Below are 14232 nucleotides of genomic sequence, written 5' to 3'. Positions count from 1 at the left end.
AACCTATGCAAAAATTACGCGTATTAGTGGTGGGATGTGGCAACATGGGTGCCTCCCACGCAACAGCCTATCATAACGCAGCCGCTTTCGAAATTTGCGGCCTCGTTTCTCCCGGCAAAAGCAAGGAGACATTGAATCAAAAATTAGGCGGCTCCTACCCATTATTCGACGAATATCTATCGGCCCTCGCTGAAACCAAACCCGATGCCGTTTGCATCTCCACCTACCCAGACACGCACGAAGCGTACGCGATTGCGGCCATGGAAGCTGGTTGTCATGTGTTTATCGAAAAACCCATTGCCGATAGTTTAGCGGGCGCGATTCGCGTGGCAGCTGTGGCACAAAAAACAGGCAAAAAACTCGTTGTTGGCTATATTTTACGCCACCATCCTTCGTGGATTAAGTTTATCGAGATTGCCAAAGAAATGGGAAAACCGCTCGTGATGCGGATGAATTTGAACCAACAATCCCACGGATACATGTGGGATGTGCACCGTAATTTGATGGCGAGTTTAAGCCCAATCGTGGATTGCGGCGTGCATTACATCGATGTCATGTGCCAAATGACGCGTTCGAAACCCGTTCGTGTTTCAGCGATCGGGGCGCGCATGACGGAAGATATTCCAGCAGGAAATTACAATTATGGGCAGCTCCAAATTCATTTTGAAGATGGTTCCGTAGGCTGGTACGAAGCAGGTTGGGGTCCGATGATTTCCCAAACTGCTTATTTTGTCAAAGATGTTTTTGGTCCGAAAGGTTCTGTTTCCATTGTCGCCCAAAACGCAAGTGGCGAAGGGAAATCTGACTCCGTAGAATCCCATACCAAAACCGAATCATTGCGTGTGCACCATGCAGATATCAATGCTGAAAATGAATTCACCCGTGCAGATGAGTGGATTAACCTAACCGACGAACCCGATCACCAAGGTTTATGCGATCGCGAACAAGCTTATTTCTTACATGCTATTCAGGCAGATGTGGATTTAACAGATCACGTAGAAGACGCGGTGAACAGTTTGCGAATCGCATTCGCGTGCGATGAGTCTGTTAGGACGGGGAAGATGATTCAACTTTAAGTCCGAAGGGAATTAGTCCGGAGGGAAAGAGTCCGGAGGGAAAAAGTCCGAAGGGGAATTAGTCCGGAGGAAAATAGTCCGGAGGGAAATAGTCCGTAGGGGAAAAGTAATAAGTCCGAAGTCTATAGGAGATTGTTCAAGCTATTAGCTTTTGACTCATTCCCTATGGACTTCGGACTCTTTTACTTCGGACTATTTTACTTCAAATACCCCCCCAACCAATTCCTAACCTCCTGATAATGAAACTTCGAATTATCTGGACTTAGGATCCAATGATTCTCGCCGGGGAAAACAATCAATTTACTTGGGATTTGTAAGCGCTGATGGATACTCCAGTTTTCGAGCGTGTTGTTGATGGGTACACGGAAATCATTTTCCCCAACGGTCAATAACATCGGCGTTTTGAAATTAGCGGCAAAACGCATCGGATTCTGTTCTTTCCAAGTTTTACTCGGCACCCATGGGGCACTTCCATTCATTAATTCACGACCCCAAATTACATCCGAAGTTCCCCATTGCACCTCCGAATTCACCAATCCCGCGTGCGCAATTAAACATTTGAAATGCGAGGTAGTCGCCTGCATCCAGTTGGCCAAATGCCCTCCATACGACGCACCTCCAGCTGCTTGGCGGGAGGCATCAATAAACGGATAGCGCTTAATGGCATCTGCCGCAGCCTCTAAAATTTCATTTCCGGGTCCTTTAAATGGATCAAATTGAATGTCTTGGGCGAATTTCTCGCCATAGCCTACTGAACCTGTGTAGTCGGTCATGACCAAGACATAATCGGAAGAACCTAATACATAAGGGTTCCAACGGGAACCAAAAACATCCTTAAATGAGATGGCGGGTCCTCCGTGCATCAACACGAAAAGTGGGTATTTTTTTGACGCATCAAAACCCGCCGGACGCAAGATGGTACTACGAATCATTTTACCACGGGATGATTTAGTCCAAAAAACCTCTGGTTTAGGCAAATCCAATGAGGCCAAAACTGCATCATTCGCTTTGGAAATTCCGATGCGTTTTCCACCTACATAGGTAAACACTTCGGCCGGCGCAGCGATATGCTGGTAGGTGTAGGCCACAACGCCATTCGATACCGACAACGCAGTCACAGAACCAGACTCCCCGCCAAACAGCGGTTTCACTTCACCTGACTCGATCGAAATCTGAATCGCTCGATCCACACCTTGATCTTCGATACTCGCGTAAATCGATTCACCGGAGATTTGCATGTCGTTGATCGGGCGATCTAAGCCCACGGCTAATTCAGTCCGACCGCTCATACTTGGCCACGCAAAACGGTACAGGTGATTTAAATAATAGATTTTGTTGCCATTCACATGTCCAGTCGACATGAGGTATTTCCCATCTTCCGAAAATTGAACTTGGGCATAATCGGTGATTTCATCACTGATCAATTTCGCCTCGCCGCCGGTAATGGAAATGGCATATAGATGTGACGTTGCCGACTGGTAAGCAGTCCTATTATATTCTGTTGTTGCTGAGAAGACAATTTGAGAACCGTCAGGAGAAATGTCAAACGCTCCCAATTGGAAACCTTTGGATTCCACTAAGCTTACCTGAGCGAAAATATTCTTGAGTGTAGGCTTGGGCGCTGTAACATCCATCACGAAAATGTGTGTTTGTTTTTCATCGAGCCAAGCATCCCAATAGCGAATCGGGAAGGAGGTATATACCCGTGCTTTAGTTTTGATTTTCTTCTTATCCTCCGCCATTTTCTTGCTAAGTGAATCTGTGAACGCTGTTGGGTATACGCGCGACGTAAATGCGATCAATCGGCCATCCGAACTAATTTTAGCTCCTGAAACACCCGTAGACAAATTCGTCAAACGTTGTGCTTCACCGCCAAAATCAAGATTTAAGCGGTATAATTGAGCGACTTCATCGCCTTCACGTTTCGCAGAAAAAAAGATTTGATTGGCAGTTGGGTGCCAGAAATAACCCTCTTCACCGCCTTTGGTATTCGTTATTTTTCGTGGCTCCGTAGACCCGTCGGCTGCCGCAAGCCACAAATCCGTAGTTTGTTCTTCCGTATTGTAAGACGTCTCGGTCCGACTGTAAATCACCCATTTGCCGGAAGGGCTGAGCGCGGGTGCACCGATTTTTTTTAGCATCCACATGCGTTCATGTGTCATCGCTGGTTTCTGCCCAAAGGAATTAAATCCGCAAGCAAATAGAATAATTAGGAGAATTTTTTTCATGTAAAACATTTAGCTTCGTAAATTAGTTGATAATTCTTCATCATTTAAAATCTTATGAAAAAAAAATACGCATTACTTAGTTTGGCGTTAACCTTAAGTATAGGTACCCTGAACGCACAAACTCCGGCCAAATTCATTGACCGCGCAAACATGAATCTTTCCGTAAAGCCTGGAGATGATTTCGTGCAATATTCAAATGGCACTTGGTTGAAAAACAATGTCATTCCAGCCAAAGAAACACGCTGGGGCAGCTTCAACCAACTTCGTGATTTCAATATCAATGCCGTTAAAACCATCCTCGAAGGAACGCAGAGCTCACAAGCCGCTGCAGGTTCAGTGGAGCGTCGTGTAGCTGATTTCTATGCAGCAGCGATGGACAGTTTGACGATTGAAAAACTAGGTTTTTCGCCAATTCAAGCCGATTTAAACCAAATCAACGCGATTCAATTCAAGTCTCAGATCATCACGGAAATTGCCCGCATGCGCAAGACGGGTGCTGGTTCTCCCCTATTCAGTTTCTACGTGGGTCAAGACCGCAAGCAAGTGGACAAAATGGTACCGCAGTTGGGCCAAGGTGGAACATCTTTACCTGATCGCGATTTATACTTAAAGTCGGACGCACGTAGTTTAAAGATCCAAGAAGGATTTAAAACCTACGTAGCAACTTTGTTCGAACTGATTGGCACATCTCCTGCACAAGCAAAAGCGAATGCAGAGTCTATTTTCCAATTGGAGAAAAAATTAGCGGAAGCACAAATGTCGCGTTTGGAAATGCGAGATCCATATAAGACCTATAACAAACTTGTCTTTGCGGATTTCAACCAAAAAACTCCGGCATTCAATTGGGCATTGACGTTCCAAGATTTTGGCACAAAAGCACCTGATTCGGTCTTGGTTTCTGCGCCTAAATTCTTTGAGTCTGTCAACAAAATGTTGATCGAAACACCTGTGGAGACATGGAAAACATATTTGACTTGGAATCTATTGAAGGGTTCTTCTAGCTACTTAAGTTCTCCATTTGTGAAGGCTAGCTTCACATTCAATCAAATTGTGAGTGGTCAAAAAGTACAAACGCCTCGTTGGCAACGCATGTCATCCCTAACCGATGGCGTCGTAGGTGAATTATTAGGCCAGTTATATGTAGCCAAATATTTCAAGCCAGAAGCGAAGGTGCGTATGGAGGAATTGGTTAAAAATCTGCGCAAGGCATTTGAGATTCGGATTAAGCAATTGGATTGGATGAGCGAGGAAACGAAGCAAAGAGCCTTAGCTAAATTATATGCCTTTACGCCGAAAATCGGTTATCCAGATACATGGAAGAATTATGAAGGTTTAGAAATTTCACCAAACACCTTCTACCAAAACATGCGTAATGCAGGTGCGTGGGGATTCCAAGAGAACATCGCTCAGATCGGAAAACCGGTAGACCGCACGAAGTGGGGCATGACGCCGCCTACTGTTAATGCGTATTACAGCCCGGTAATGAATGAAATCGTATTCCCAGCGGGAATTTTACAATTCCCATTCTTTGATGCCAAAGCGGATGATGCGATTAATTATGGTGGTATTGGTGGCGTTATTGGCCATGAAATGTCCCATGGATTTGACGATTCAGGGAGTCAATATGACAAAGATGGAACGTTACGTAACTGGTGGAGCAAAGAGGATTTAGCAAAATTCAAAGCGAAGACAGAGTTGTTGGGCAAGCAATTTGATGCCTATACGGTATTGGATACCATCCATGTGAATGGCAAGTTGACAATGGGCGAGAACATCGGTGATTTAGGTGGTTTAAACGTGGCTTATGAGGCATTTAAGATGACGAAGCAAGGCAAGTCCAAAACGAAAATTGATGGATTTACACCAGACCAACGATTCTTCTTAGCGTGGGCTCAGGTGTGGAGAAGCAAGACATTGCCTGAAACAGCTGCGAATTTGGTACAAACAGATCCACACTCACCAGCTGAATACCGTACCATCGGAGCACCCGTTAATATGGATGCGTGGTATCAGGCGTTCGGTGTGAAACCGGGTGATAAATTGTATAAGAAGCCAGAGGATCGGATTAAGATATGGTAAATAGAATTGAGAGGTGAGAGGTAAGAGGTAAGAGGTAAAAAATCCTCTCACCTCTTACCTCTCACTTCTTACTTCTTAAATAAATATAAAAAGGCGACCTTCGGTCGCCTTTTTATATTTATTTAAGATACTTCTCTAACCACTGAAACTGTTCCCAAAGCAAGTGAAGGACATTTTCACGGCCACGATAGCTATGCGCTTCGTAGGGTAAATACACAAAACGAGTTGTACCACCATTTCCTTTTAAAGCGGCATATAAACGCTCACTGTTGATTGGGAAGGTACCTGTGTTATCATCCTGCTCGCCGTGCACTAATAAAATCGGTTCCTTGATTTTATCTGCATAACTAAATGGGCTCATCTCAAAATATAATTGAGGTGCTTGCCAGTAGGTACGATCTTCATTTTGGAAACCAAATGGCGTTAAGGTACGGTTATAAGCACCACTGCGTGCGATACCCGCCTTAAACAAATCCGTATGGGCCAATAAATTAGCCGTCATAAAGGCACCATAACTATGACCACCTACAGCCATGCGCTTGCGATCGCCTACGCCTAATTGAACCAAATGATCAATCGCTGCAGAAGCATTTAAACGTAATTGATCTACAAAATTATCGTTTGGCTTCTTAGAAGGATCCGTAGAGACAATCGGCATTTCCGCATTATCCAAAATCGCATAACCCTGTGTCGCATAGTAAATAGGCGAAGCCCAGCTCAAAGTTGTAAAACGGTCTTTACTTCCACGAATCTGTGCCGCATCTGCTGCCGAATTAAATTCACGTGGGTAGGCCCAGATTAACACTGGCAACGGACCATCTTTCTCTTTGTTATAGCCTTTAGGTAAGTATAAATCTCCCGTCAGGTCTACCCCATCAGCTCGCTTATACTTGATTTTCTCCTTCGTGATCCCGACTAAATTCGGATAAGGATTTTCAAAATGAGTCAATGCTTTATCTAGGGCAGGATTCAATAGATTCTTGATGTAGTAATTTGGCACCTCTGTTTGAGATTCCTTTCTGCTCAAAACAATACCTTTTTCCGCATCGATCACCTCTTCTACTTGCTCAAAATGACCCGGCTTCGCGCGCCAAATAATCTCATTTTTCTTCGTAGCTAAATCGAATTTGGCGATAAATGGAAGGTCACCTTGATCTGAAGAGCCAACCGGGTTGTTCATCAAAATCTTAGTTCCGCCATCCGTTACTTGAATCACCTCGCGTCCAAACGCATTTTTTGTCTGAACTGGACTTCCTGGATTGCGGTAAGCATCTGTTAGATTACGTTCATACAAAACCTCCATTGTTCCTGTCTGTGGCGTATAGCGACTCACTTTAGACGACTGCTTCCCGCGCAATACCTCGGATACCAATGCGAGATTTTTGTCTCCCCAAGTCACCCCGGCAAAACGCGTTTTGGTTTTAAACAACTCCTTCGCTGCTTGCGTAAATGGCGCAGCTAAGCTATAAACCGCATCATGAAATTCCACTTGCTTCTTGATGAAACCACTATCCAACGGCATCGCGTACACAATTGAAGCTGGCTCATCATCACGCCACTCAAAACCTCTTGGGACATTTTGCACGTTGTCATTACCTGCTGGAGCACTCTCCGCAGAAGGAAGCTTAGCTAATTCCTTGATCACTTTTCCATCCAGATTCATCACCGAAACAGTGGATGTAAATCCATACGCCGGCACCGCATACGAGAATGGTTTCGTTAAAGTACGCATCATCACATACTGACGATCAGGCGATAGTTGAAAGGAGTTGGTCAGCTCAGGCTTGCCGACTTTCTTATTCACCCCATTTTTGTACAGGACCAGTTGGCTCTCCGCATAATACGCAAACAAACTCTCATCATACGGCGATTTGATCAAATCCTGGAACGTGGGACGTGGAGCAGCCTTGCCAATATTTTGTTGGATCGTTGGCCCCTTCGGCGTAATTGGGCGCTTGGGTGCGCCAGCTGCGTCATGTGTGGTGGCTTTGTATAAAATAGTTTGATCATCGACCCAAGTAAAGGCATTGCCTAGGACTTGGTTAATCGGGTCAACATTCACGCGTGTCGCTTTTTTGGTGGCGATATCGATGACATATAGATCTACCCGATTCACTTCGGATTGGGTAAATGCAATTTTAGTTTCGGATGGATTCCAGGCGATTGCTCCGGCAGCTAGGTTTTTGGGAAGGCCAACAATCGCGATGGGAGCACCGGATTTGATGGACTGCAACGTAATACTGCTGATGGGGCTTTGTCGGCTTGGAGAAAAATTAAGGGGATTCAATCGCAATCCCGCAATCTTCATTTCCGGTTGGCCTAATTCCTCCACACTTGGATACGAATTACGGCCAAGTAATAACAGGTATTCTGCTTTGGAATCAATGCGCACAAAAGGAGTTGGCTTCGCTAAAAGCAAGTCGGCAATTTCCTTAGGCGGCAATTGGTACGCATCAGTATCTTGTGCGTGGCTAACGCTAGCAGCACCTACAAAAAGGGCTATAGACAAAAATAAGGTTGATTTTTTCATAGGATAAATAAGGGATAAAAAAAGGTGGCTGAAATCAGCCACCTTTTAAAATTTAATTTATAGTGGATTTTGTGTAACCGCTGGATTGGCATTAATCTCACGACGTGGAATTAAGAATTCCCAACGTGCATCACCCGGAGCTACATCGAACAATAGTGCAACTGAAGCAATGGCATTGGTACCATTACGATTCAATGGGGCATTGGTACGCTTCAAATCTAAGAAACGGTGTCCTTCACCCCAAAGTTCTACACGACGATGTACTAAAATTTCATCAATTAAAGCTTGGCCTGTATTTGTCGACTTCACATAAGCAGCATCTCTAGTTTTGATTAAATCAAATAATACTTGAGATGCACCAGCTGCATCGTTTAAACGCGCTTTCGCTTCTGCTTCAATTAAGTACATTTCAGCTGCACGCATGTAAGGTACATCACCCATAGCTGATGTTGAAGGCGTACCTGGTAATCTGAACTTCTGGTTCAAGAATTTAGGACGCACACCCCCTGGAGGCACGATTGAATTAGCTGCAGTTGGTGTCTCCACCCACATCTTTGATCTAACGTCCGTTGCAGGAATTTGCTTATAAAGCAAGTTATTGATAACCTTTGGATAGGTACGAATAACCGTCGAGTTGTAGTTACATGAAATATACGAGTGGTATCCACCGAAATATTCCGTTTGATCTTCTAAGTGATCAAAACCCCACATCCACTCGGAATTAGCGATATCTTGGAAGCCATCTAAATATTGCGTTGCATTCATTGGTTGGTAACCAGCGCGAGCTTCGGCTGCAAATTTGGCAGCATTTGCCCAATCTTGCTGTACTAAAGCCACACGTGCTTGCATTCCTTTAACCACATTTAAATTGAAATGTGATTTGTTAATGCGCGAAGCAGTCAATAACAACGCAGCATCCGCTAGGTCTTTATTGATTTGTGCGTATACTTCCTCTACGGTATTACGTGGTTTTCCTTCGGTCGTTGGCTCTAATACCAATGGCACACCTAATTGCGTATTAGGCTTCGCACGAGACTCATAACGCTTACCGTACAATTGAACCAAGTTAAAGTATCCGAAAGCACGTAAAGCCAAAGCCTCACCTTTCAATGCATTCCGATCAGCCGCAGGACCTACGGCCTTATCAATATTGGCAATACCAATATTCGCATTACCAATGATACGGTAGTACATCTCATACGGAAATTGAACCAAGGTGTTAACGTCTGAACGGTGTGCTGTCCAACGAGTCTCACCCACGTGCCAAGAAGCAGCAGTGGTTCCAAGCACCATATCCTCGCCCATGTGATCCAAAATAATCATCATCGCTGGGTGACCTGAGTGACCTTGTGAGCTCAAATAACGCACGACAAAGGAACGGTAGATACCGTTGATAGCTGCTGCTGCGTTTTTTGTTGTAGCATAAGCAGAACCTGCATCGATACTTGCCGTAGGCTTCGTATCCAAATATGTTGTCTCACATGAAAAAGAAATCATGCTGAGAAAGAAAGCGAAAATTATTAAACTTTTATTTTTCATGATTCTAATGATTATAAGGAGAATGAAAGACCTAATACCAATGATTTCGCCGGGCTATACACGTTACTTGTCGTTCCTCCAAAGTTTTGTTGGACGTTCATACCGCTTCTGCGAGACAACATCAAGAAGTTTTCACCACTCATGTATACTTGGGCGTTATCGATTTTGAATTTATTCAGCACCGACTTTGGCAAACGGTATGCCAAGGTTACCGTACGAATATTCATGAAGCTACCGTCGATTAACCAACGGTCTGACGCTGCATCAAAATCGGCCGTACGACCCGCATCCATACGTGGTACCTCGGTGATATCACCTGGATTTTGCCAACGCTTCAAGATATCCACGTGTTTGGCATTGTGGTAACCCGCACTCATTAAACCAGCATAGGCACCATCGTAGATTTTACCACCTAGTTGATACACCATTAATGCCGTCAATGAGAAGCCTTTATAGCTTACGGACGTATTGACCGATCCAGTCAAATCTGGAATAGATGACCCATTATACCAAAAACGTGCATTCGCAATGTTATTTGTTAAGGTATCACCTGAAGCCGTAATTCTTGAGTTAGAAGCTACATATGAAATCGCACGATATTCAGCCGCTCCCGTTTCTGGGTTTACGCCTTTGTACTCACGTAACCAATAATCATATAATGAACTTCCTTCTTTCAACTTCTTCGTTCCGTCGATGATCTCCTTGCTCTCTTTTGGCATCTTAGTGATTTGATTCTCTAAACGAGTCGCATTCAAATCAATGTGCCAGTTGAAGTCTTTCGTACGAATGACATCATAGCCTAACTGAAGCTCAATACCTTTGTTGTACATCGATCCAATGTTACGCGTCTCAGATCCGATACCCACAGAAAGTGGCAAAGGAACAGCAAAAATCAAGTTGGTCGACTGACGGTTGAAGTATTCAATCGTACCTGATAAACGGTTCTTGAATAAGCCAAACTCAACAGCTACGTCAAATGCCGTATTTGTTTCCCACTCCAATGACTTGCTTCCTAAAGAAGATTGCAAGATACCGGGCTCCGTAGCATTGTTCCAACCCAAGGCGTATAATGGCTGCCAAGCGTAGTTGCTGATACCACCATCATTACCTGTTTGACCCCAAGAACTTCTTAGTTTCAAGTTATCGATGAAGCTAAATTGCTTGATAAAATCTTCTTGATCTAAACGCCAAGCAGCTGATGCTGAGTAGAAAGTACCCCAACGCTTATCTTGGTAAAACTTAGAAGATCCATCGCGACGTGCGGAGAACGAAACAAAATATTTCGAATCATAATCGTAATTCAAACGAGAGAAGTAACCTTCTACGCGACGCATGTCATATTGTGATGTTAAGTTAGTTGTTGTCGTAAAGTTGATCAACTCATAATTTCCATCCAAAATTTGCTGCGAACGTGAACCATCTAAGCTATTGCTTACTAAGTTGTAGTTTTCATGACCTACTAAGGCATCCACATTGTGCTTGCCAAAGGTATGGTTGTAAGTCAACAACTGGGATAAGTTGTAATTCGTAATGTTTTCAAACAAATTAGACGCACGACCTGCTGGCGCACCATCACCGATTTCTGGGTTACCAAAAACAATGGAGTTAGCGTTTGTAATATCCACACCTACGTTAGACGTAAATTTGAAATCTTTTAAGAACGTAACTTCTGCATACGTACGACCACCTAATAAGTTTCTACGGAAGAAGTTTTCGTTCAATTCCGTTTCAGCAACTACGTGACGACCACCATATTGTGGACGATTCGATAAACCTAACGCACTTAAGTTACCGTAGTCATAGCGACGGCGGCCATCTTCAGTCGTTAAGAATGAACCTGGATTTTTAGGATCATACGCATATACTGGATAAATAGGCGCCATACCACGTGTAAAGAAGAATGGATTAACAAATGAAGTTCCACCATCAGCCGTTGATTGATTCGATGTAGTCACCGTCGTGTTCATATTAGCACCTACCTTAAACCAATCTTTCATTTGGCTGTTCACATTCAAACGAGCCGTAAAACGATCGTAATCGGATTTAATTTGATATCCTTTATCGTTCAAATAAGACACCGATAAGAAGTAATCGGTCTTGCCATTTGACCCAGAAAAATTCGCATTTACCTCATCACGAACTCCTTGACGCATCACCGCTTTTTCCCAGTTTAAATCATCTGGGTTGTAAATCATTTGGGCAGATGGATTAAGTTTTCCGTCTGTACCTACCAATTGAGCAAAAGGCACATTATATACGTTATAACCTGTTCCTACAATCGCACCTAAACCCGCTGAGGCTGTAGAACTAGCTGTAGCAATAGGCACAGGGCTAGCTGCGCGGTAAGCTAAGTTGTTACGGTTAGACTCCCACATCAATGGGTAATAATCTGCAGCACCTACACGGTCATACTCCGGCAAAGCGCGTGTGTTAAAACCTTTGGTGTATTTGATGTTAATTGAATTTTTACCATTCAAACCTTTCTTGGTAGTGACCATCACCACACCATTCGCTGCACGCGCACCATATAGGGCCGTAGAAGCTGCATCTTTCAACACAGTAATGGACTGAATATCATCATTGTTTAGATTCGCAATACTCGCTGAGTATGGCACACCGTCAACGACGTATAATGGATCATTCGAAGATGAAATCGAACCGAAACCACGAATACGCACGGCTGGAGATGAGCCTGGCTGACCTCCGGTAGAAGTAGTCGTCACACCGGCTGCAATACCTTCTAAGGCCTGGCCAATGTTGGTAATCGGACGTACACCTAATTTTTCTGCTCCGATGGACGCAGAAGAACCTGTAAATGAGGCTTTTTTCGCCGTACCAAAGGTCGTAACGATAACCTCATCGAGTTGAGATGTGTTTGATTGAAGTGAAATATTGACAACCGAACGATTTCCAACACGAACTTCTTGCGACGCGTAGCCTACTGAGCTAACCACAAGAACTGCAGAAGGAGCTACGGAGAGTTTAAATCCACCGTCGGCATCCGTTGTTGTACCTTTTGTTGTCCCTTTAATCGCGATATTAACTCCAGGTAATGTAGAACCATCTTCCGTGGTTACTTTTCCTGAGATCGCTCGATCTTGTGCTAGCAAGGGGACTAATGCGCTAAGCCACAAGAAAATACTGACTAGTAACGTTTTTTTCATAATGTCTTTAGTTTAAACAAATGATGAATAAAAAATAATTTGGCAAATATATAAACAGGAACTTTTTTAACAATTATTATGATAAAATGTTTTTATAAAAGTCATAAAAAAATAGGCGGCCTTTTCGGGGCCGCCTATTCAAACTAATTTTGAGATATCTTATTTACCGATACTTGGGTTTGTTTGAACCTCAACTAATGGAATACCAAAGATATAACGTGGGTCAGATGGCTGAATGATCGCACCTGCACCGAACGAGTTCAAAGGCTCACCACGACGTAACACGTCATTGGCACGGAAACCTTCTCCCAATAATTCAATACGACGCTCAGTCAAAATTGCACGAACAACTTCTGCCTTGGTAGCTAACGAAGGGAACACATATGAAGCATCTGAACGCGCGTGAACCGCACGTAAGATAGCTGTTGCACGTGTTAAGTTACCTAATTCAGCTTCTGCTTCTGCTACGTTCAACAAAACTTCTGCGTAACGGATGTTAGGCACATAATCCACGAATGGAGCCACTCCACTGAATTTAGTCAATGATGGAGCATTCGCAACGGCTGTTTTAGCAACAGTCAATTTAGTCTTGCGATCATCATTTGCACCAAACTGAGCATTATTGTAAATACCTGTTGGACCTGGATTTAATGTATACTCTACGTTACCCGCATTCCAGTAAAAACCTAATTGGTTTTGTGTTCCTGGAGCGTTTGTTGCATCCATTGGGAAAGAGAATACAGATTCCGTAGATGTATAAGGAGCCTTAAATACATTGGAAACATCTGCTTGCAACGTGTGAGCCACACGTGTTGTCGAACGGAATGGTGCAGCTGCAGAGACAATTTTATTGCTTTCTGTAAGTACAGCAGCGTAATCTCCCATAGCCAACAATACACGTACTTTCAACGCAATAGCTGTGTTTTTGTGCGCACGAGTAGTGTTCAACAAGGCAGTACCATACGAATCTGGTAATTCAGCTTCTGCTTCATTCAAATCCTTTAATACTTGTGCATAAACTTGCGCTACAGAAGAACGAGCTAAATCGTTATTTGCAGAAGAAGCCTCCCCTTTTAATCGTAAAGGCAAACCAGCCGAAGCTCCTTTGTCAATAATGTAAGGCTTAGCAAAGAATTGTACCATCGAGAAATAAGTTAATGCACGCAAGAACTTAGCCTCACCACGGTAATTCGCAGCTAATACAGGAGTAACCGCCGTTGGATTAGCTGTTAAACCCTCAAGAAATAAGTTGACACGGTTAATTGTCAAATACCCTTGAATCCAGAAGCCAGCAATATACGAATCTGAAGGATCTTGATTTCCTTGATACGTACCGTAACCTGTTACACCGTTTGTTGTCCGGTTAATCCACTCCTCACCACGGATATCGTTGTAAATCAAATAACGACCTCCAAATAAACTTCCGCTTTTCGCAGAACCATACAAACCATTTACCTGAGAAAGTACACGTGCAGGCGTATTAAATACGGTTGCATCTGATAAATCCAATTCAGGAACTGCATTAAGGAATTCCTTATTGCATGAAGAAACAGTCATCGCAAGTGCGACAGACAAGATTCCTATTTTTGTTGTGAATAATTTCATTTTATATCTGC

General features: G+C 43.6%; 7 protein-coding genes. 2 read left to right on the top strand and 5 right to left on the bottom strand.

All coding sequences use genetic code 11. The annotated features are described in order from the left end of the window. Positions 1 to 5 precede the first annotated feature (5 nt). Positions 6 to 1076 carry a Gfo/Idh/MocA family protein gene (locus U0R10_RS01370; protein WP_377981888.1) on the top strand — a complete coding sequence of 357 codons (1071 nt, stop codon included), beginning with the start codon at positions 6 to 8 and terminating at the stop codon, positions 1074 to 1076. 197 nt (positions 1077 to 1273) lie between these two features. Here the strand turns inward: U0R10_RS01370 and U0R10_RS01365 are convergent, their stop codons facing one another. Further along, complete coding sequence (locus U0R10_RS01365; RefSeq protein ID WP_377981887.1) at positions 1274 to 3304, bottom strand: S9 family peptidase; 2031 nt, start codon at positions 3302 to 3304, stop codon at positions 1274 to 1276. Between the two features lie 54 nt (positions 3305 to 3358). On the opposite strand from U0R10_RS01365, the gene U0R10_RS01360 reads away from it, so the two are divergent. Continuing rightward, positions 3359 to 5383: a M13 family metallopeptidase gene (locus U0R10_RS01360; RefSeq protein ID WP_377981886.1), complete on the top strand. Its 2025-nt coding sequence runs from the start codon at positions 3359 to 3361 to the stop codon at positions 5381 to 5383. Positions 5384 to 5501: 118 nt separating this feature from the next. On the opposite strand, the gene U0R10_RS01355 is transcribed toward U0R10_RS01360, so the two are convergent. The 4 genes from U0R10_RS01355 to U0R10_RS01340 form a co-directional block, all read right to left on the bottom strand. Further along, entirely contained in the window at positions 5502 to 7913 is a 2412-nt protein-coding gene (locus U0R10_RS01355; protein ID WP_377981885.1) for an alpha/beta hydrolase family protein, read from the bottom strand. A 57-nt stretch (positions 7914 to 7970) separates the two neighbouring features. After that, on the bottom strand, positions 7971 to 9452 hold the full coding sequence (locus U0R10_RS01350) for a RagB/SusD family nutrient uptake outer membrane protein (protein WP_377981884.1): 1482 nt from the start codon (positions 9450 to 9452) through the stop codon (positions 7971 to 7973). An 11-nt stretch (positions 9453 to 9463) separates the two neighbouring features. Beyond that, complete coding sequence (locus U0R10_RS01345) at positions 9464 to 12616, bottom strand: SusC/RagA family TonB-linked outer membrane protein (RefSeq protein ID WP_377981883.1); 3153 nt, start codon at positions 12614 to 12616, stop codon at positions 9464 to 9466. 159 nt (positions 12617 to 12775) lie between these two features. Then, on the bottom strand, positions 12776 to 14221 hold the full coding sequence (locus U0R10_RS01340) for a RagB/SusD family nutrient uptake outer membrane protein (protein ID WP_377981882.1): 1446 nt from the start codon (positions 14219 to 14221) through the stop codon (positions 12776 to 12778). Positions 14222 to 14232 lie beyond the last annotated feature (11 nt).

This window comes from Aquirufa avitistagni (assembly GCF_042715545.1).
Taxonomy (GTDB): domain Bacteria; phylum Bacteroidota; class Bacteroidia; order Cytophagales; family Spirosomataceae; genus Aquirufa; species Aquirufa avitistagni.
Note: the sequence above shows the minus strand (reverse complement) of the source record. Positions and strands in the feature narration are given on the sequence as shown.

Coding starts and splice junctions, on each gene's coding strand:
- U0R10_RS01370 (WP_377981888.1), top strand. CDS start 6: ATGCAAAAATTACGCGTATTAGTGGTGGGATGTGGCAACATGGGTGCC.
- U0R10_RS01365 (WP_377981887.1), bottom strand. CDS start 3,304: ATGAAAAAAATTCTCCTAATTATTCTATTTGCTTGCGGATTTAATTCC.
- U0R10_RS01360 (WP_377981886.1), top strand. CDS start 3,359: ATGAAAAAAAAATACGCATTACTTAGTTTGGCGTTAACCTTAAGTATA.
- U0R10_RS01355 (WP_377981885.1), bottom strand. CDS start 7,913: ATGAAAAAATCAACCTTATTTTTGTCTATAGCCCTTTTTGTAGGTGCT.
- U0R10_RS01350 (WP_377981884.1), bottom strand. CDS start 9,452: ATGAAAAATAAAAGTTTAATAATTTTCGCTTTCTTTCTCAGCATGATT.
- U0R10_RS01345 (WP_377981883.1), bottom strand. CDS start 12,616: ATGAAAAAAACGTTACTAGTCAGTATTTTCTTGTGGCTTAGCGCATTA.
- U0R10_RS01340 (WP_377981882.1), bottom strand. CDS start 14,221: ATGAAATTATTCACAACAAAAATAGGAATCTTGTCTGTCGCACTTGCG.